The organism is Phormidesmis sp. 146-33 (assembly GCF_052939515.1).
The window spans coordinates 14156-33093 of the sequence record NZ_JBJPHU010000079.1 but is presented as its reverse complement, the minus strand read 5'-3'; the positions used below and the strand labels follow the sequence as shown (position 1 = coordinate 33093).

18 protein-coding genes are annotated in these 18938 nt (G+C 49.5%); 10 read left to right on the top strand and 8 right to left on the bottom strand.

Annotation, left to right across the window (positions count from 1 at the left end; translation table 11 throughout):
- Nucleotides 1-691: Crp/Fnr family transcriptional regulator (locus ACJ2PR_RS24835; RefSeq protein WP_446860097.1), on the top strand; the 691-nt coding region annotated here is incomplete at its 5' end.
- A 60-nt stretch (nucleotides 692-751) separates the two neighbouring features.
- On the opposite strand, the gene ACJ2PR_RS24830 is transcribed toward ACJ2PR_RS24835, so the two are convergent.
- A complete protein-coding gene (locus tag ACJ2PR_RS24830) occupies nucleotides 752-1528 on the bottom strand; it encodes an SDR family NAD(P)-dependent oxidoreductase (RefSeq protein WP_446878952.1) in 777 nt (258 codons plus the stop codon).
- 146 nt (nucleotides 1529-1674) lie between these two features.
- Between ACJ2PR_RS24830 and ACJ2PR_RS24825 the strand changes: the two genes are divergently transcribed.
- On the top strand, nucleotides 1675-1998 hold the full coding sequence (locus tag ACJ2PR_RS24825; RefSeq protein ID WP_446860095.1) for a winged helix-turn-helix transcriptional regulator: 324 nt from the start codon (nucleotides 1675-1677) through the stop codon (nucleotides 1996-1998).
- Nucleotides 1999-2163: 165 nt separating this feature from the next.
- On the opposite strand, the gene ftsY is transcribed toward ACJ2PR_RS24825, so the two are convergent.
- The 5 genes from ftsY to ACJ2PR_RS24800 form a co-directional block, all read right to left on the bottom strand.
- Nucleotides 2164-3681: a signal recognition particle-docking protein FtsY gene (ftsY, locus tag ACJ2PR_RS24820; protein ID WP_446878951.1), complete on the bottom strand. Its 1518-nt coding sequence runs from the start codon at nucleotides 3679-3681 to the stop codon at nucleotides 2164-2166.
- Between the two features lie 93 nt (nucleotides 3682-3774).
- Nucleotides 3775-4401 carry a transcription antitermination factor NusB gene (gene nusB / locus ACJ2PR_RS24815; RefSeq protein ID WP_446860093.1) on the bottom strand — a complete coding sequence of 209 codons (627 nt, stop codon included), beginning with the start codon at nucleotides 4399-4401 and terminating at the stop codon, nucleotides 3775-3777.
- 190 nt (nucleotides 4402-4591) lie between these two features.
- Nucleotides 4592-5314: a DUF502 domain-containing protein gene (locus ACJ2PR_RS24810; RefSeq protein WP_446866997.1), complete on the bottom strand. Its 723-nt coding sequence runs from the start codon at nucleotides 5312-5314 to the stop codon at nucleotides 4592-4594.
- Nucleotides 5315-5705: 391 nt separating this feature from the next.
- Nucleotides 5706-6614 (bottom strand): glycosyltransferase family 2 protein, encoded by a 909-nt coding sequence (locus tag ACJ2PR_RS24805; RefSeq protein WP_446878950.1) that lies wholly within the window; start codon nucleotides 6612-6614, stop codon nucleotides 5706-5708.
- A 246-nt stretch (nucleotides 6615-6860) separates the two neighbouring features.
- The gene (locus ACJ2PR_RS24800; protein WP_446878949.1) at nucleotides 6861-7655 is read right to left on the bottom strand and encodes an HpsJ family protein; all 795 of its coding nucleotides are present in this window, start codon (nucleotides 7653-7655) and stop codon (nucleotides 6861-6863) included.
- A gap of 442 nt (nucleotides 7656-8097) precedes the next feature.
- On the opposite strand from ACJ2PR_RS24800, the gene ACJ2PR_RS24795 reads away from it, so the two are divergent.
- The gene (locus ACJ2PR_RS24795) at nucleotides 8098-8973 is read left to right on the top strand and encodes a hypothetical protein (RefSeq protein WP_446878948.1); all 876 of its coding nucleotides are present in this window, start codon (nucleotides 8098-8100) and stop codon (nucleotides 8971-8973) included.
- A 302-nt stretch (nucleotides 8974-9275) separates the two neighbouring features.
- On the opposite strand, the gene ACJ2PR_RS24790 is transcribed toward ACJ2PR_RS24795, so the two are convergent.
- Nucleotides 9276-10328 (bottom strand): diguanylate cyclase domain-containing protein, encoded by a 1053-nt coding sequence (locus ACJ2PR_RS24790; RefSeq protein WP_446878947.1) that lies wholly within the window; start codon nucleotides 10326-10328, stop codon nucleotides 9276-9278.
- A gap of 412 nt (nucleotides 10329-10740) precedes the next feature.
- Here ACJ2PR_RS24790 and ACJ2PR_RS24785 point away from each other — a divergent pair, with 412 nt between their 5' ends.
- The 4 genes from ACJ2PR_RS24785 (at nucleotide 10741) to ACJ2PR_RS24770 (ending at nucleotide 15194) form a co-directional block, all read left to right on the top strand.
- The gene (locus ACJ2PR_RS24785; RefSeq protein ID WP_446878946.1) at nucleotides 10741-12159 is read left to right on the top strand and encodes an amidase; all 1419 of its coding nucleotides are present in this window, start codon (nucleotides 10741-10743) and stop codon (nucleotides 12157-12159) included.
- Nucleotides 12160-12394: 235 nt separating this feature from the next.
- Nucleotides 12395-14212 (top strand): ABC transporter ATP-binding protein, encoded by a 1818-nt coding sequence (locus ACJ2PR_RS24780; protein ID WP_446860085.1) that lies wholly within the window; start codon nucleotides 12395-12397, stop codon nucleotides 14210-14212.
- Nucleotides 14213-14346: 134 nt separating this feature from the next.
- A complete protein-coding gene (locus ACJ2PR_RS24775; RefSeq protein ID WP_446878945.1) occupies nucleotides 14347-14658 on the top strand; it encodes a hypothetical protein in 312 nt (103 codons plus the stop codon).
- Complete coding sequence (locus ACJ2PR_RS24770; RefSeq protein ID WP_446878944.1) at nucleotides 14655-15194, top strand: HNH endonuclease; 540 nt, start codon at nucleotides 14655-14657, stop codon at nucleotides 15192-15194. Before ACJ2PR_RS24775 ends, ACJ2PR_RS24770 begins: the two co-directional genes overlap by 4 nt.
- 53 nt (nucleotides 15195-15247) lie before the next feature.
- On the opposite strand, the gene mgtE is transcribed toward ACJ2PR_RS24770, so the two are convergent.
- Nucleotides 15248-16603, bottom strand: a complete 1356-nt coding sequence (mgtE, locus tag ACJ2PR_RS24765; RefSeq protein WP_446860082.1) for a magnesium transporter — start codon at nucleotides 16601-16603, stop codon at nucleotides 15248-15250.
- A gap of 350 nt (nucleotides 16604-16953) precedes the next feature.
- Here mgtE and ACJ2PR_RS24760 point away from each other — a divergent pair, with 350 nt between their 5' ends.
- The 3 genes from ACJ2PR_RS24760 (at nucleotide 16954) to ACJ2PR_RS24750 (ending at nucleotide 18890) form a co-directional block, all read left to right on the top strand.
- On the top strand, nucleotides 16954-17439 hold the full coding sequence (locus ACJ2PR_RS24760; RefSeq protein WP_446860081.1) for a hypothetical protein: 486 nt from the start codon (nucleotides 16954-16956) through the stop codon (nucleotides 17437-17439).
- A gap of 272 nt (nucleotides 17440-17711) precedes the next feature.
- Nucleotides 17712-18245 (top strand): zinc-ribbon domain-containing protein, encoded by a 534-nt coding sequence (locus tag ACJ2PR_RS24755; RefSeq protein ID WP_446878943.1) that lies wholly within the window; start codon nucleotides 17712-17714, stop codon nucleotides 18243-18245.
- 72 nt (nucleotides 18246-18317) lie between these two features.
- Nucleotides 18318-18890 carry a DUF3172 domain-containing protein gene (locus tag ACJ2PR_RS24750; protein WP_446860079.1) on the top strand — a complete coding sequence of 191 codons (573 nt, stop codon included), beginning with the start codon at nucleotides 18318-18320 and terminating at the stop codon, nucleotides 18888-18890.
- Nucleotides 18891-18938: the final 48 nt, after the last annotated feature.

Here is an 18938-nt window from a genome sequence, read left to right as displayed (position 1 = left end):
CATGCAGACTGAAGTTTTCAGTGAGCTATTTCCGTTGCTGGCTGCGGCCAATCCAGAGACCTTAGACTGGCTCCTATCCGTGGCAACTGAGCATGAGTACCCGTCTGGCAGAGCCGTTTTGATGGAGGATGCTTGGGGAAATGCTGTCTATTTTGTGGTGAATGGCTGGGTCAAGGTGCGTCGGCACTCTGGAACGGGTGAGGATGTGGCGACGCTGGCGATTTTGGGACGGGGCGACTTTTTTGGTGAGATGGCGATCTTGGATGAGTCGCCGCGATCGACCGATGTGATTGCCCTGTCGAATGTGCGTCTCTTGAGCATTTCAGCACAGCGATTTATCCAAACCCTCTTCAAAGATCCGCAGCTACACCATCGGATGCTGCAATTGATGGTCAGACGACTGCGCCAAACCAATTTTCGCTTTCAACTCCGCAACCAACCGCCTGCAATCAAGCTGGTAAATACGCTGGTGGCACTGGGTGAAAATTACGGACAGGAGTCGGGCAGCGGGACGGATATTTTCAACGTTCCGGCGAAAGACCTGGCGGATGTCTCAGATATCAGCGCCGACGAGACGACCAAAATTCTAGAGAAGCTCGACAGCAAAGGCTGGATCAAAATCGATCCAAGTAAGCAGGTAATTCACCTCGTCAACCTCAAACAGTTGATGAATCTGGCGGGTAAACGATAAGTTGTCCTGCTTATGTTTCAGATACAGCAGGAATTTGAAGTTGATCCACCAGCCTCAAGATCAAGAATTACGTCCCGCCATAACTCCACCATCCACATTCCAGGTCGCCCCCGTGATCCAGGAGGAGTGATTAGACATTAAGAATGTGATAACCCCTGCAACATCGATAGGTTGTCCGACACGCCCGATCGGATGAAAGTCATTGAACCCTTGTAGCGTTGTATGAATGTCTTCCGGCTTAATGAACGCTCCATAGATCGGAGTTTCTACGACAGCAGGCGCAACCGCATTCACCCGAATTTTGTACTGACCGAGTTCCATTGCTAAGTGTTGTGTGAGCGAATGTAAGCCTGCCTTTGCCATTGAGTAAGCAGAAGATGGGGTTGCTAATACCGCTTGATGTGCCCACATTGAGCCAACGTTGACAATTGCACCGCCTTGTTTCTGCTGTACCATATTCCGAACGACCTGCTGTGTTGTGAAGAAGGTGCCGTGATTGAGGTTGAGATAGCGATCGTAGTCTGCCTCTGAGTGTTCGAGAAATGGCTTTGGCAGAAAAACACCCGCAGCATTTACGAGGTAGTGAACATTCGTGAGTTTGGTAGCAATTTGATCAGCCAGCCGAAATGTATCTCGGCGATCGCTGATGTCTGCCTGCCAAATTTGGATGTTCCCGTACGGTTCGAGATCAGATGCCGTTGCTTGAAGTTTTGCAAGATTGCGTCCGATAATGGTGACGATCGCTCCTTGGCTGAGAAGACTTTCTGCAACTGCTCGTCCAATACCACTGCTCCCACCGATGATGAGTGCTTGTTTTTGCCTAAACTCTGAGTACATGATTACTTCCTTTCCGAGGCAATAGATGGTAACTACAGCATCTTAAGCAACTGAGCACGAGTAGAAAAGTCAGCACTTTTGGGTGGGGTACTTACTTTCTGGTAGAAATTAAGGCAGGACGGGAGAAAATTTTTGAGTTATGCAAAATGAGTAGAGGCAAACCAGAAGTAACTTCAGCCGCAATGCTGGAATACATCGTTGGCTGTAAATGGTCAATCCGAATTTTGACGTTGATTCGCCAAGGAGTGAATCGTCCCGGAGCTATCACGCGATCGATTGATGGACTGACGACCAAAGTCCAAGGTGACTGCCTGAACAAAATGGTAGGCTTCGGGATTTTAGAAAGGATTGCTTACGGAGAAATTCCGCCGCGAGTTGAGTACAAGCTAACCAGTTTTGGGCAACGCTTCGTCTCAATTTTGGATGCTGTTTCGGAGTTGCAGCACGAAATAGATGCTGCCAACCAGTAGCACGAGGTATTGGAGCCAATCGACGAAAAACGATCGGCTAGAGTTGACAATCTCTGCTCAGGATAATGGATGAAGATGACTGTATCCAAAACCCACTGCGGTAGGTTCGATAGACTGATACTGCGATCGCTTACATATTAGTCAGAACCGCAATTCGCACAATCCTTAACCGCTAATCAAGGCTTCTACAAACTCGTAGCTAGAAAACGGGCGCAAATCTTCGATGCCTTCTCCCGCACCGATAAAGCGAATCGGTAACCCCAACTCTTCAACGACGGCCAGCGCCACGCCTCCCTTTGCGGTTCCATCCAGTTTGGTCAACACAACGCCGCTTAACTGAGCCGCTTGAGAAAATACCTGCGCTTGTCGTAAACCATTTTGTCCCAGTGTGGCATCAAGAACTAAGAGCGACTCAACTTTTGCGTTTACCGCTTTTTTGTCAATGATGCGACGAATCTTGCTCAATTCATCCATCAAATTCTTTTTGTTTTGCAGCCGCCCCGCCGTATCTACCAAGAGAAGTTCTGTACCTCGTGATTGGGCCGCCGCGATCGCATCAAACACCACTGCCGCCGGATCGGTATTTTGTCCCGGATTGGCAATTACTTCCACGTCGCTTCTTTGACCCCAGACCTTCACCTGCTCGACCGCCGCAGCCCGAAACGTATCGGCAGCCGCAATCAGACATTTGTAGCCAGACTTTTGAGCAATGTGAGCCAGCTTGCCGATCGTCGTCGTTTTGCCAGCCCCATTGACTCCAGTAATTAGCCAGATGTTGAGCGTGTCTTTTTCGGGCACAAAAACAGGCGTGTGAGCAGACTGTAGCGGACGATCGAGTAATTCTCTCAGCAGTTGTTTGAGGTAGGCGATCGCTTGCTCTGGTGGCAGCACTTCTTCTCGCAATCTGGCTTGCAGCGCATCGATAATCTTATCGGTGGCTTCAACGCCTGCATCAGCTTGCAAAAGCAGCGACTCGATTTCTGTGACGGCATCCTGGTTGAGCGGCCCTTGACCGACGATTGCCTTGAGACGATTAACCAGATTGCGGCGAGTTCTATCCAACCCTTGGCGCAGACGTTTGAGCCAGGTAATTTCTTCGAGGGTGACATCTTCAGCGCGACGACCTTGAGCCGCCAGCACTTCGGTTGACCAGAGAAAGCCTTCATCCAGCGTGAAATCAGGAACTACCAGTTCAGGTTGGGCCGTTTGGACGGCAGGCTCTGGCTCCTCTACGATCGCCGTTGCTCGAAGTCTCTCTAAACGGGCTTCTCGCTCTGCGTCAGCCTGCGCCCAAAAAGGGAGTGGTGCAATTTCGGCAGGCGTTTCATCAACCGCAAAGACGGCCGTTTCAGGGATAGCTTCTTCTATCAGGGCGGCGGTTTCTGGAACTTCGGCAGTCGTGGTTGGGTCGGCGATCGGTTCAGGTATATCTTCAGCAACGGTATCTGAAGGGGATTCTACGATCGCTTCAGTCGGTTCAGCACTTTCTACAGGCGCTTCTTCGGACTGCTGCTGACGTTTTTTAATGTTTTCATAGGCTGCCTTAGCGAAGTTCAAATAATCTTCGGCAACGGCTGGCGGCGCTTCTTCGGTCGGAGTTGGGTCAGGTTCAGGTTGGACAGGTTCAGCGGGTGCCGCCTCGCCTTTTTGATCAAATTTCCGGTTAAACCAATTAAACGTCATTGCCTGTACCTGAATCTTCTCTCATTACTGTAGAACAGAAGCGGAAGCGGGAGTCGTTTGCAGCGCTAAGTCCTCACAGATTTCCCCACAGATTCAAGGTTTTGATCCGGCAGGCTGCTGCTCAGTGACTCGACGCAAAACGCCATTGATAAATCGGTGTCCATCTTCGCCGCTGTAGCGTTTGGCAAGCTCGATCGCTTCATTAATCGCCACACGTTGATCGATGCCCAGATAGACCATATCGACGATCGCCATTCTCAAAATATCTTGGTCGATTCGTGCCAGACGGCTAAGTTGCCAATCGACCAGCGCATTTTCTAAGATGGCATCGATTTCTGAGCGTTCTGAAACTAGTCGCGTAATGATTTCGACTGCGTAGTTGCGAACGTCTGATTGGTTGGTGAGTTGAATGAATTCGGGAATTTCGATCGAGCTTCCGACTCGGTTGATAGCAGTTTGAGTGAGTTCGATCGTTTCTCTCAAAATGGCTCTTGCACTCTCGACATCGCTGGTACGAGTTTCACTTTTGAGCAGTTGAGCGTTGCTGCGTTGCAATTCGGCAGAAGCGGTTTCCAGCGCGTCTCTTGCTTCGGTAGCCAGGGTGCGAACGGATGCCACGACCAAATCCTGGAGTTTTTGAGTGGTCAATTTCTCTGGCTTGGCAGGCAGTTGACTAATGCTCAAAAGAGCCAGTTCACGGGCAATTCGGCGGGCTTGCATGGCGGCTTGGGTTGGCTAGGTTCTGTATCGCTTGGCTATCTTAGCAAGTTTGAGGACGGGTCGGGGGTTTAGACCAAAGGGATTTCCCAGGTTTCAGACAGAAGCCTTCATCTCAAAAAATAAGAGGTCAAGATGACCCCCGTTGAAATTCAAAAGCAGGATTCTTCGATCGTCCCAGTTCTAAACGTGATTATTCTTCGAGCATCGCTTGTCTTGTCGTGTCAATTAGAGGTTCCAACGTGCGCTCTCGTTTGCTGCTGACGCTGGTCAACGTTGCCAAAGCTGCCGAATCAGGACTGACGATTCCCCCCGAAATCACCACCTTGAAGGCATCCTCGATCGGCATTGCCAACGTAATTACAGCCGATTCGGGCACGACCGCATACCACCCTGTCGTTGGATTGGGGGTCGTGGGAATGAACACACTCAGCATCTCTCCCGGAAAATGTGATTGCACCTCTGAACCGATCGCTCCGGTCACAAAGCCGATTGACCAGACTCCCACGCGGGGATACTCGACCAAAACGACGCGACGAAAGCGACCATTAGAGTCTCGCAAAACTGTTTCTAGCAATTGCTTCAGAGTTTTGTAAACTGCGCCTGCTAGAGGAATGGCTTGTAGGACTCGTTCACCTACATCAAGCAGCCATCGTCCAGCAATGTTGCGGGCCATCAGTCCAATCAGCAGAATGCAGGACAGAGGCACCGCCAGCCCCACTAAAAAATTGAGCAGATTCACCAAAATGGGCTGCATTCCATCAAACGGGTTAAGTTGTTTGGGAATGCGGGTTAAAAAGTTAATGACCCAGTTTGCGATCGTAATCGTCAGCCAAATCGTAGTGGCCAGCGGAATGACCACCAGCAGACCTGCGATCAGGTCATTCTTTAAGTCTTGTTTGAGGCGTTGGATCACAGGGTGCTTACTCTCCTTCAACTGGCTGCAAGTATCACGGTTAGAAGCTGCCTTTCATCAAGGCAATGAGAAAGATGGATGAGCGCAGCGATGAAATTTTGAGGATGTGCAGGTTTAAAGTGCTCCTCGTCTTGCCTGTTTTTCAACCTTCTTTCTAGAGTTTTAGGAGCGTCTATTACTATTTGTAAAGGTTGTAAAGGAATGTTGCAAGGTTTCCGGTCTCTTTCTCAGGGAAGTTTTCTTATTTAATCATTGATCCCCGATCTGAAATATCCGAACGCGATCGGTATTATTCGTAACATCCTTGTAAAAGCAATGCACAACGATCGTTGGAAACCGATTAGTTTCGATAAACGGCTATTCAAAATCTTGACTGGCTAACCGTTTTAGTCTAGCAGTGATCCGCCTCTGAGATGGGAGGAGCGATCTCTTCGAGATATTTGCCAGAAGCCAATTCTATCTTGTCTGCTGAATGAGGCTGGTGCTGCGGCATATTTTTGATCTCCCAAACTTTGAGCAAGATCAGATACTCATAAAAGGCTTGCAGCGTACACCAGGCAAATCCTGCACGCCCATCCAATAGACCGCCCAAAAAAAAGTACATGTAGATGAAGCGAACGATCGGACGCAAAGGCATTCTCAACGACAGATCCTTTAGCGCTCGTCGCCGTTCAACTTCTGACTTTCCAAAAAACAAACTGCGCCATCTGACCGTACCCTGATCGAGTTGCCGTACGGTTTCGACCGCTTCATTCGTCGAGTAGATATTGTGTTTGTCAATCCAACGACTCAGACCTTTCCCTGACGTGTAGTGAGGATAAGTCTCTTGCAAAAAGCCAGTCGAGCCTTCGACAACTTCGCGCTCAGTGTGACCGTAGTCAGTAAACCAGACCTTTTCTCGCTGAAAGAGGCGGAGTTGGTAGCGAGGATATTGGGTGCTGCGGCGAATCCACTTCCCCATAAACATGACGCGCTCTGCGGCATAATAGCCAACATGTTCAGCCTGCTCGATCGTGTTTAGACATTCTTGAAACAGATCGGGGGTCATCCGCTCATCCGCTTCCAGAATGTAAACCCACTCATGCTTCACCGGAACTTCTTTTAGCATCCAGGTGCGCTGTTTGCCATGACTCTCAAAGCGATGTTGCACGACGCGAACAGGGTAGTGGCTGGCAATCTCAACGGTACGATCGCTGCTCAAAGAATCCACCACTACAACATCATCTGATTGCAGAGCAGACTCAATGCAAGCAGCGATATCGATTTCTTCGTTGTGGGTGAGGATGTAGATTGAGAACATGCGGAGGGGGAAGAAGGGATGAGGGATGAGGGATGAGGGATGAGGGATGGTTTTAGTAGAGTTTGGGCGGTAGTAATCTTTTCAGAGGGTCGGATGCGTTTCGGGAAGATGGGTAGAACGATCGCGCTGTTGTAATGTACCCTTCACGATCCTTGAAATTGGCAGTTTCCTCAAAGTGAATTGAAAATCTTCATCAAAAAAGCGACCCTTGGAGTCCAAAAGATCGCTTGTGATCAACGGATGAAATTAACGGGGGGCGGGGGCTTTGCGACGGGATCTAAAAATGCCCAGTTCGCGCAGGCCTGTCCAAGCGATCGTGGAGTAGCCCAGGGATAAGAGAAGGCTGCTGACTCCAACCCGCAGACCCGTTTTCCAGGATTCGGTTCGGGCTTGCTGCTCAAGTTGCTGTTTGCGATCGCGAATCTGGATCAAGGCTTTGTTGCGCGCTTCTTTGGCCTGACCTTCTAAAGCACCGGGATTGGCTTTTAGCTGGGTCAGTTGTTTTTGCACTTCTTGAAGTTGTTTTAGCTGATCACCTTGGACTTGACCACTGGCGATCGTGTCGTTGAGTCGCTTTAACTGCGCTTCATCTTTGAGCAGAGTACTCAACTGTTCTTGACGTTGCAGCACTTGAGTATCGACCTGTCCTTCGGCGGCAGTTGCTTCTTGAGTAATTTGCTGAATCGCCTGTTCAGACACCTGCCGGCTAGTGTTGAGATGCAGGAATACCAAAACAAAAAACACCAGTCCCAGAATGCTGGCCAAAATCAAAGACCAGAATCTCAGGCTGAAAAACGGCTTGCCCCGCTCAGACGCAAAAGAACCCGTTTCGAGAAAATACGCGACAAACAAAAAGGCAAGCCCCACCATCGGGATAATGCCACGATCGACTAATTGAGGGACGACACCCACAAGCCAAGCTTTCTCAGATCGGAAGGGAATCAGCAGCGAAATGTAATCCACTAGGGAAGACAAAATCAGAATGACTCCGACAATCTTGAGAACGATGGGGGCTGAAGGGAGAGAGTTGGTTGCTTTCATCCGACTAAGACTGGAGTAAGGGTTGAATTCATTTCAAACAAGCTGATGACCAAATGACCGCAGGGGAGTGCTCTTTTTGAGATACCCACGAGGGGTCGGCTCTAGTTCTACAGCGTCAGTTTCTTAAAACATCCGGATAAGCACAGTCGTCCTATCTAATGTTCATCTTCATGGTTCCGCAAGTTCACAGAAAAATCACTAAAAGTTTTCTGAGTGCATTTACCGAGAATGATCTACAACTGAGGGGGCAACCTCTGCGGAAACCTGGTCATTCTACATTAATTGTTTATTCAAGAATTGGGATCTGGGGACAACTTCATCTGAGCGGATGAATGGGTCGTGAATGATTCACCAAAATCAGAAGCCAGAAGACACACAAGATGGCCAACTGAGACTTTTTCACAATACTTGTCTAAACTTCTCTAAATCAGTGAGGACGGTGGTGGAAGAACCTGTAATAAATAAAGCTGTGACGATCAAGCCGATCGCTCAAGGCTTAAATATCTATACTCTGCAAGGCGTTGCGATCAGCCGGGATGGGTTTGGCGTGCCGACGCTGGATGGTCAACTGTTGCTGATTGGGGCGGATGGGGCGACTCGTTCTCTAGTCGATTTAGCCAAGGTGGATTTGGGCATTCCCTTTGCGATCGCTGAACAAACCGGAGATTGGATCGTTACCGTCTCTGCCTATTTGCCCATGCACTATCTCGTCAGGGTCAAGCGCGACGGAACTTATACAAAAATCGCCGACTTCTCAAAAATCGCTGGAGACTTTGGGGCACCGTTTGGGGTGGTGGCTAACGGCTCAGAGTACATCGTCACCCTCTCGACAGACACCACAGCATCGACAGGTCTGCTCTTGCGAGTGAGCGCGGGAGGAGCGATCGCCCCGATCGCAACCTTAACTGAGTTTGGCAATCCGTTTGGAGTTGTGATGAGCGACGGCGATTTTGTAGTGGCTCAATCCAAAGGTCAGTTGGTGCGGGTCAGTCCGATCGGAAAACTTTCTGTCATCGTCGATTTGAAAGCGTCTGGATTTGGCATTCCCTTTATGATTGCAGTGCAGAACGAAGATTTGTATGTGACGACGAATTTGGGACTGGTGGTAAAAGTCGATCGCGCTGGGAAGGTGAAGCCGATCGTCGATCTTCTCAAAGCCCGCTATGGCATTCCTTCAGGAATCGGGTGCAGCGGCAACGACCTGATTGTGACGACCAACTCCGGCCATCTGCTCAAAATTGGTAATAGACCAGAGACTAAAGACCAGAAACTAAAGACTGTTAGTGTCTTTAATTTTTCGCCATCGGTCGAAGAATGATTGGAAGATTTTTGAAACTCTTATCTGGTGGAAGCTCTGAAATGCTGTTTTTTATTCTCTGAGACGTGGCGAAAAATTCGTGACACTAACTAAAGACTAAACACGATGTGCAACTTTTTCCAAACGCTTGAGAATACTGCCCTCACCCTAGCCCTCTCCCCAAGGAGAGGGAACCGGACAATCCTTGAAAGTCTTTCTCCCTGGGGAGAAGGGTCGCGAGGGCTTTGCCCCACTTCGTGAGGAGGGCGAATTAGTTGCACATCGCGTAGATAGAATTCCAGCATCAACTGGATCGAAAAGGGTCAGACGGAGATGTGCGATCGTTTAAAACAAGGCTTTGGGTCGTTTTGAGAGGGCGCTTGGTCACACTGAACTCGCCAGCGATCGCGTCCCTGACATTTTGCGGTGTAGAGGGCAGTGTCGGCCGCAGCAATGAGATCCTGGGTTAGCTTGTCGGCAGTCGGGGTCAAACTGGTGATGCCTAAGCTCAGGGTCACACAGGGATTGACTAACGATTTGGCGTGGGGAATGGCAAGTTGAGCGATCGCCGCTTGAATCTGCTCTGCGACAAAGACGGCTCCCGCCACGTCAGTATTGGGCAAGATGATGACAAATTCTTCGCCTCCATAGCGAGCCACCTCATCCGCAGGCCGACGGATCACTCGATTGATGGTCTGAGCCACATGATAAAGACACGCATCTCCCGCCAGGTGCCCATAGTGGTCGTTAAAGAGTTTGAAATAATCAACGTCACATAAGATCAGCGACAACGGAGCCTGTTCTCTAAGCAATCGCTGCCATTCGTGGTTGAGATGTTCGTCGAAGCAGCGTCGATTTGCCACTTGAGTCAAGCTATCGACCAACGCCAACCGCTGCAAATCTGAATTAGCCTGAATCAGTGCCGATTCTAATCGCTGACGTTCTTGAATTTCTTGCTGCAAGCGCTGGTTTTGCTCCAACAACTGTCTTCTTTGCTGCTGGATCATCAGTTGATTTTGTACTCGTGCCAGCACTTCTGACGCTTGAAACGGCTTGGTGATATAGTCCACACCACCCGCGCTAAAAGCAGCTACTTTGTCAGCGACATCATCAAGCGCCGTCAAAAAAATTACAGGAATGTCGCAGGTTAGCGGGTCAGCCTTCAGGGTTGTACAAACTTCGTACCCATCCATCTGGGGCATCTGAATGTCAAGCAATATCAGGTCTGGAAGCTCGACTCTAATGGTCTGTAGGGCGATCGCCCCACTGGTGGCTTTACGAATTCGGTAGCCTTGACGAGTGAGAAGAAGACTGAGCGCTTGCAGACTATTGAGGTGGTCATCCACGAGCAAGATGTTAGCGGAATCCGAAGTCATCAACGCACTCCTGATGGGGCAATTCAGATTTTGCCATGTTCTGTCATAGAAGCACTAGTCGAAAGGCAAATTCTGAAAATTTTAAAAAGCTTATTACGCAGAATACCCATAGAGTCAGGCGCGAAACCAGAATGTTGTTTACTACGAACAGTAGCATTGCCTATTTCTCGACTCAAACCTTGTTAGGGTTAAGGGCGATCGCACAAGCCCAATTTCTCCAACTTTCTCTAATAACTCTCTGATAACAAAGAGCTTCTAGTTAACGCTGACGATTACTTTGCAAATGGTTTTAGCAAGAGGGTTACAAGAAAGTGAATTTAACCTCTGAGCTTCAAAAAATGGCAGCAAACTTGCAGCGGCGTTGTCAACAGCGAGTACGATCGGCGACAGGTTGCTTAAGGGATGGGTGGGCATGGATTCAGTTGATTTAGCGTTTACTTCGGCATTAGAACAGGCTCGACTGATCCGCCGCAAAGAAGTTTCACCCGTCGATCTGGTTGAGACTTATCTCCAACGTATTCAGCAGCTTAATCCTCAGTTAGGAAGTTACTGCACGATGATGGACGATCGCGCCCTACAAGAAGCCAAAACCAAAACTGAGCAGCTAACCGATTTAGTCAATGATGCAGAATTGCCGCCGTTTTTTGGTGTCCCGATCGCCATCAAAGATCTCAATCCGGTGGCAGAGGTGCCTTGTTCTTATGGAGTCAAGCTAATTCGCAAGCGTGTTGCCGATCGCGATGATTGGGTGGTGACAAAACTCAAACAGGCAGGCTTCATCATTTTGGGCAAAACCACCACGTCGCAGTTGGGATCGTTTCCTTACACAGAGCCTCCGGGCTTTCCGCCTGCTCGCAATCCCTGGAATCTGGACTATACACCTGGCGGGTCAAGTGGTGGATCGGCAGCGGCCGTGGCAGCGGGGTTGTGTGCGATCGCGCAAGGCTCAGATGGGGGCGGATCGGTGAGAGGCCCAGCGGCTTGCTGTGGGTTAGTCGGACTCAAACCTTCACGAGGCCGAATCTCTAATGCGCCTGTTGGCGACCATATGGGCGGCTGTGCGGTGAATGGGCCGATCGGGCGTACGGTTGCAGATGTGGCGGCGTTTTTGGATGTGACCGCAGGCTATGTGACGGGCGATCCTTACTGGTTGCCCACTCCTGATGCTTCGTTTTTGTCAGCGACTCAGCAATCTCCTGGCAAATTGAGAATTGGATACATTACGTCAATTTCACCATTAGGCGAGGCCGATCCGATCTGTCAGTCCGCCGTGCAAAAAATGGCGCAATTGCTTGAGAACCTGGGTCACGAAGTCGAACCGATCGCCCCTGATTTTGGCGACTTAGTAGATCCCTTCACGGTGATTTGGCGCACCCAAACTGATGTCGGAATTCCGCCGTTCTTTTTAGAGAAAGTCAATCGCTGGCTCTGGTGGAAGGCTCGATTTACTCCGGCTAGTCAGTATGTGCGATCGCTGCATAAGCTCCAAAAATTTGCGCGTCAGGTCGTTGCTTTGACGGATACTTTCGACATTTTGCTTTCGCCGACCTACATGCATCCTACGATTCGAGTGGGCGAGTGGGCAAAGCTGAGTCCTTTGAGAACGTTGGAGAAAATCATTCACTGGATCGCGCCCTGCCCTGCTTTTAATGTCAGTGGTCAACCTGCGATCTCACTGCCGGGGGGATTTGATCCAAATGGACTCCCGATCGGCATTCAGTTAGTCGGCCGTCCTGCGGATGAATTCACACTCCTCTCTCTCGCCGCCCAAATCGAAGCCGCTCAACCCTGGATTCAGCATCGACCTGGATTGGCGATCGACAGCCATTAAGCACTGAGTCGTAAAACAAAAATCTAATTCAAATTCAAGTCTACGTAGTATCTACGAACGATGGGGATGAGGATTTTGTTTTGAGCGGTGAAAGGAGATCGGACAGATTGCTTGATCGAGGCAATTTTACTCAACCTCTGTGGAATTGTTTGTAGCATAGTGTAGTATATGTAGTTGGGACAGTCCGCCAAACGTCACACAACCCATCTACCTCAGCCGCACTCAGGGGGATTTTATGGCTAAGTTTCTAGAAATCATCTACTACTTTCGCAACTATTGGCGAGTGTCACTGTTTAGTGTTGCGATGATGAGCGTGTTTGAGGTGATTGATCTGTTTGTTCCCTATGCGATCGGTCAGATTCTCAATGTGCTTTCGGGACAGGCGCTCGATCGTCCCGTTCAAAGGTTAGTTGCCTGGACAGCACAAGTCACTAGCCTGCCTGTAGACAAAAATCTAGCTTTGGGGGTTTTACTTGTTCTCGTGTGTCTTGTCTCAGTAGGACGTGCGCCCATTCAGCCCTGGCTTGGCCCCTGGTTTGCCTGGGATACGGCCTTTCGGGCCCGTCGAGAACATGCTGAAAAAGCGTTGAAAAAAGTGTTGACGCTGCCGATCGAGTTTTATGACGAAAACAACTCCGGTCGCATTGCCGCTAGAGTGGCCAAAGGGTTGTCAAATCATACCTGGACTTATCCAGAAGTCACCAGTCAGCTATTGCCCAAGTTCTTTCGAGTGATCGGTATCTTTGTCGTGATCTGGTTTATCGAATGGCGAATCGCGCTCCTGTTGCTGATGTCGTTTATTGGCATTCTTTGCTACAGCCTTTCGGGGTTAAAAAAACTGTCAGACCAGGAAGAAAAACTCGATAAGTACATCGAAAACACCGAGAGCCGCACGTCTGAAATCATCACCAACATCAAAACGGTGAAAGCCTTCGCCACCGAGACCACCGAGTTAAAACGTCAACAACAACGCCTCGATCGGGAGTTCAAAGTTCTGGATTATCGCATTCACCTCGGCTACGTAAAACTGGGCATGGTTGAGCGCACGATCGTCCAAACTTGTGTCTTTTTGGTTCTGGCAATTACAGTGCTTGCCACCGTTCAAGGCAAAATTTCGCTGGGTCACTTCATTACAACGCTGACGGTTTCGAGTATGGCGTATGCCGAAGTGGAGCCGATCAGCCAACTTGCCGAAGTGTTTGCCCGCCGCTACGCCCCGATGACTCGCTTTCACGAATTCATGCAAACGCCCGTCGGTATCGATGCCAGCAGTCTTGCTGAAGATCCGGCAGCAGTCCCGACTTACCAATTCACCGGAAAGGTCGAATTCTCTCATCTGACGTTTGGTTATAGTGTCGATCGCCCCGTTCTCAAAGATGTAAACTTGCTGATCGAACCCTATCAAACGATCGCGCTTGTCGGTCGCAGCGGTTCTGGTAAATCTACGTTGGTCAAACTGCTATTTCGCTACTTTGAACCCAATCAAGGAGCGGTATTGATCGATGGACAAGACATTCGCCGATTGGATGTAACAGGCTATCGAAAACGGTTAGCGATCGTTCACCAGGAGGTAGATATTTTCAACGGCACCCTATTGGACAATCTCACCTACGGCAACCCCAAAGCCACGATGAGCCAAGTCCGCGAAGCCTGTCACATTGCTCAGGCAGACGAATTTATCCAGCAGCTACCCGCAAAGTATTCAACCGTCGTGGGTGAACGTGGCGTTCGATTATCGGGGGGTCAGCGTCAGCGAATTGGCATTGCTCGTGCGCTGATTGTTGACCCGGATGTGCTGATTTTTGACGAAGCGACTTCGAGTTTAGATTATGAGTCGGAGCGATCGATTCAATTGGCGATGCGATCGATTCTCGGTACGCGCACCTTGATCATCATTGCTCACCGTCTCAGTACCGTTCGAGAAGCGGACAAAATCATCGTCTTAGACAAAGGCAGCATTGTCGAAATCGGCAGTCACGATCAGCTATTGCAGCACGGTGGTATCTATCAACGATTACACTCCCTGCAAGAAACCGGAGAACTGCTGGCTTAATCACTAAAATTCGGGTGGGGTAGATTTCTCGTCTGCCCCTTTTTCTGCTGTATCAGCTTAGAAGAGATTGACTGGGCGGGAGGAGCGATCGAGATAAAATATGATCAAGATATCTTTTGCAAAAACTGAACGTTATGATTAGCGATGATTTTGCGATTCAGCTACACGATCAATTGACTCGCGGAGTGGCGCTTTCTGAGCAAGAACAGACTCAGCTAACGCAGTGGTACGCAGCGCAAGATGGAATGGAAAATGTAACACTTTCTAAAAACCAAGATTCTCAAAACATTCAAGCATTACAAACTCAAGTTGACACCACGATCGATCACTTACTGACAATCACTCAGAAGATTCAAACGCTTTCTGCTGAAAATGAAACGCTAAGGCAGGATGTTAGAGCCTTAAAACAGCAGCTAACTCAATTTTCGATCATTCGCTCTGCATGACGATCTCTTCAAAAATTCGTGAACAAGTTCGTCAACGAGCAGACTTTTCCTGTGAGTATTGTGGGGTTGCCGAAACCGATACAGGCGGAGAACTCACGATCGATCACTTCCATCCACGATCCAAGGGCGGCAGTGATGACTTGAGTAACCTACTGTACTGCTGCAATCGCTGTAATCAATACAAGGCCGATTATTATTCAGCGAGTTCTAACGTCCCAGCTTTGTGGAATCCTCGCCAGGAGTCCGTTACAACTCATTTGCTGATGCTGGCTGATGGTCAACTGTACCCAATTACAGAAATTGGACGATTTACACTAGAGCGGTTGCGGTTAAATCGTTCTCCTTTGGTTGCCTATCGCCTACAGAAACAAAGTCAAAGTGAGAGGCTGCGGTTATTAGCGCGGTTACAAGAGGTGTTGGCTTTGCTAGAACAACTTCGTCAACAACAAGCCGCCTTGCTGGAAGAACATCAAATTTTGCTAAAGGAACAACGAACCATCCTCAAACTTCTATTAGACGTACAAGATCAAATTTAGGTTGAAGCGATCGTCGTTCACACCGCCTATCTGATCCTACACTTTGACTCAACTCAAGACGGCAGATGCAGAACGTTGAGGCTGAAGGTGATCAGAGAAAGGAATAGAATAAAGCCGATCGTATCCAACATGGTCGTCACAAGTGGCCCGCTGACCAGCGCCGGATCGAGCTTCAACCGCTTCAAACCCATTGGCAATAGAGTCCCCAACGTCACAGCGACGATCGAGTTGGTGGCCATTACCGAACCTGCCACGATCGACACCCAGCGTTCTTCCGGTTTTGTCCAGATTAGCGAGAGTAAAACCATCGTCATGCCCAACGCCAGCGCCGTCCCCAATCCCGCCATCAATTCTTTTTTGAGAATCTTGAGCGTGTCTTGAGACGTGACTTCTCCGACACCGAGCGATCGAATCGTCACCGTCAACGCTTGAATGCCCACTGTCCCGCCCGTATTTGAGAACAGCGGCATAATCACCGCCAACACAGGCACCGCCGAAATCGTGGTTTGAAAGGGTGCGATCGCGCTCGATGCCCCAATATAAAGCGCCATAATTCCCATCAGCCAGGGCAGACGATTTTTGAGCTTTTGTAAAGGACTGGAGAGCGACGACTCATCGCCCCCGCTGACCCCGGCGAGTTTTTGAATATCTTCGGTGGCTTCTTGTTCAAGAATATCCACCACATCGTCAACGGTGATGATGCCAACTAGACGATCTTCTCGATCGACCACGGGCACCGCGATCAAGTCGTAGCGCTTCATCAACTGAGCCACTTCTTCTTGAGGCGTGTCGGTCTTGGCTTTGATCACACGATCGCTGGCAATATCTTCAATCCGCGCATCGGGAATCGAGAACAATAGCTGTCGTAGCGAAACCACCTGCTTGAGTTTGCGGTTGTTGTCCGTCACATAGGCGTAGTAGACCGTCTCCTTATCTCGGTCAGCTAACCGGATTTTGCTCAACGCTTCGCCCACCGTCAAACCCTGCCGCAGTCGCACATACTCGGTCGTCATGACACGGCCCGCAGTCCCCTCGGCGTATCCGAGAATCGTAGCCGTAGCCTGTCGCTCTTCGGGGCTGAGTTGTTGGACGAGTCGTTTGGCGATGCCTGCGGGGAGTTCGTCAAAAAGCTCGGCGCGATCGTCCGGTCGCATCGATTCGACAATGTGACAGATCTGAGCGTCGTGTAGCAGCCCGATCAGTTCTTCCTGGACTTCTTGAGGCAGATACTCAAAAACGTCCGTTGCCTGAGTTTTGTTGAGCAATCGGAATGCGATCGCCTGCCGTTCGGGAGGTAATTCGGTGATATAGTCGCCTACGTCGATCGCAGGCATTTCGTTTAATTCATACTTAAGCTGATTGAGATCAGCAATTTCTGTCAGGGAAGTCCGGCTTTCCTGGGTGAGCATAAAACCTCCTCGATCTCCCCCTCGCTGGAAGACCGATGGTTTCCCAGATTAGAGGAGCTTAATACTGTGGGGTAATGGACTTTTGTCCATGAAGTTCACAAAATTCGACATCAACACTCATTACGGAATGTTGCTAAGTCTATGCTAACCCTGAAGATGCAATTCCACAATGTTAAACAAGACACTCTCCCAAAAAGATCTCACTTTTGTTAAGGGCCGCTAAAGTCATGAACCCTCCTCAGCAATATTTCCCCTCTCTCCTAGTAAATAAATTGAAAACAGGAATTTTGACCAAACTTTTGTGTCTACTTTTTCTTTCTTTGGGCAGTTGTAGCAACCAATCAACGAGTTTGAGTAGTGCGATCCCCAGTTCTGATCCGGCGGCTGGTTCACCTGCGGCTTCTCAGAAAGCCCCTGCGCCGTCTCCAGCTAAGGTAGCCTCCCAAAAGCAGAACGCCCAAGCCACTCGATCGAAAGCAAAGACTCCTAAAACGGTCTCGATCGCTGTCTACAAGTTAGACAATCAATGCAAAGGGTTTCTATCAGAAAAAGTTGACGTTCCAGCCGATCAACCGATTACGAAAGCGATCGCTAAAGTTTTGGAAAATACCGACAGCGGCGACTTTAGTTTGGCAGGTTATCGGGTGAATGTTGCGTCGGGTGTGGCTACGATCGATCTGCGTCTTCCTGCCAATTCAAAGCGCCGATTTAACTCACTTTCTAACTGCGAACAACTCGCCCTCTTTGGCAGCCTGCGCCGAACTCTAACCAACAACAAGCAATGGAAGATCAAGACCGTCAAGTTTACCGATCGCGGAAAAGCGATCAGGCTGTGAGGCATGAATTCGTTTTGGAACCAGGCGGAGAGAACGACCGGGCGAAAGAACTTCAACAGATTCACTTTAAGAAATGTGGCGATCGACTGTCTTCTGAGCCATTGATCCTTCGTCTGTTAGCGAGAGTGATTAGACTAAAAATACGTGGATTCGATAAAAGACTTTGAACCGCGAATCTCGTCTAAAAGTCTCCCAAAATGAGGGGGCAGCAGCTTGATATCGAAGCAAAGAACCGTTGTCGAATTGACATTAAAAATAAAGACTTCAAAACGATGGCTTACCTATGCGACCTAGGAACGGGACAACAGCTACGGGTTGAGAATCAAGGAACACAAACGATCGTCACCCTCACGAGCAGCAGCACCGGACAACAGCAAAGTCAGCAAAGCAGCGTACAAACAGGCGAATGGCAACTCCCGCCTACACTATTTCGGACGGCGACGGGCTTGATCTTGCGCATCGAAGCTGCTCAGGGTCACACGTTTATCAGCTTGCAGTCCAATTCGATCAGCTTGCTCAAGGGCTTACCGTCAATGGTCAAGGCAGACGTGTTGCCGCTTCAACAAACCTCAGACTCAGCGCCATTCAAACCAATGGAACCCATGAAGCCACTGGAGCCGATGAAAATGGGCAACATGCAGATGAAAAGTTCGCCAATGGAAATGCGAATGGGCAACATGCAGATGAAGATGGGCAACTCCTCCACGATCCCTTCTACCAAGCGATTTTGTTCTCAATGTGGCGAACGAGTCGGAGTCAGCGATCGCTTCTGTGCCCACTGCGGCTCTCAATTGACCACCGATTAGGGAATGGGCGGAATATACTGAGAGTAGACTAGAGTTACCCGCTCTTGAGACGCTCAATTTGTCAAACTCATTATGAAACGCAGACCCAGAAACCTGTCTTCTAACTACGATCGCCCCAGAGATGACGACTATATGACTCCCGAAAAACCAGCCAAGAGCAAGGGAAATTCATTGTTTAACTACACGTCTCTGGCGATTATTGCAGGCATTTTTATTTTGGGAATTGGGGTCGGTGTGGCGTTTAGCTCCTCAGTCAGTTCGAGTCCGAATGCGATCGTCTCCAACGTTCAGATCGATCAGTCGGCTCCCAACCCTGAAATTTGTATTCAAAACGGGGCGAGTGCGATCGCGATGGAAACTCGCTTTTTTGTGACGCTCAATCCCTTCAAAGTCTATGTCGCTCAAGCCAGCACCAAACCTGCCTGCGTCTTGCGAAGTGCCAACTGGGCCGTGTTAGAACAACGCAAACTCGTCACCGCCGACCAGTCTCGCGAGTGTCGCCAAAGAATGAACACGTTTGGCTATACTGGAACGCTAGAAAGCAATCCTCAGATCGACTGTCTCTATCAAAGCGAAAACGCCAAAAACCTCTTCCTGACGACACCTGGAGCCGGGGCCCCCCCACCTGGAGAAGAGAAGTTTTAGGAAGGCTGTCCAAAGCAAATTTTTCGTCACGCTTAATTCAGGAATACT

Coding starts and splice junctions, on each gene's coding strand:
- ACJ2PR_RS24825 (WP_446860095.1), top strand. CDS start 1,675: ATGAGTAGAGGCAAACCAGAAGTAACTTCAGCCGCAATGCTGGAATAC.
- ACJ2PR_RS24805 (WP_446878950.1), bottom strand. CDS start 6,614: ATGTTCTCAATCTACATCCTCACCCACAACGAAGAAATCGATATCGCT.
- ACJ2PR_RS24785 (WP_446878946.1), top strand. CDS start 10,741: ATGGATTCAGTTGATTTAGCGTTTACTTCGGCATTAGAACAGGCTCGA.
- ACJ2PR_RS24790 (WP_446878947.1), bottom strand. CDS start 10,328: ATGACTTCGGATTCCGCTAACATCTTGCTCGTGGATGACCACCTCAAT.
- ACJ2PR_RS24830 (WP_446878952.1), bottom strand. CDS start 1,528: ATGTACTCAGAGTTTAGGCAAAAACAAGCACTCATCATCGGTGGGAGC.
- ACJ2PR_RS24770 (WP_446878944.1), top strand. CDS start 14,655: ATGACGATCTCTTCAAAAATTCGTGAACAAGTTCGTCAACGAGCAGAC.
- mgtE (WP_446860082.1), bottom strand. CDS start 16,603: ATGCTCACCCAGGAAAGCCGGACTTCCCTGACAGAAATTGCTGATCTC.
- ACJ2PR_RS24800 (WP_446878949.1), bottom strand. CDS start 7,655: ATGAAAGCAACCAACTCTCTCCCTTCAGCCCCCATCGTTCTCAAGATT.
- ACJ2PR_RS24755 (WP_446878943.1), top strand. CDS start 17,712: ATGGCTTACCTATGCGACCTAGGAACGGGACAACAGCTACGGGTTGAG.
- nusB (WP_446860093.1), bottom strand. CDS start 4,401: ATGCAAGCCCGCCGAATTGCCCGTGAACTGGCTCTTTTGAGCATTAGT.
- ACJ2PR_RS24775 (WP_446878945.1), top strand. CDS start 14,347: ATGATTAGCGATGATTTTGCGATTCAGCTACACGATCAATTGACTCGC.
- ACJ2PR_RS24780 (WP_446860085.1), top strand. CDS start 12,395: ATGGCTAAGTTTCTAGAAATCATCTACTACTTTCGCAACTATTGGCGA.
- ftsY (WP_446878951.1), bottom strand. CDS start 3,681: ATGACGTTTAATTGGTTTAACCGGAAATTTGATCAAAAAGGCGAGGCG.
- ACJ2PR_RS24750 (WP_446860079.1), top strand. CDS start 18,318: ATGAAACGCAGACCCAGAAACCTGTCTTCTAACTACGATCGCCCCAGA.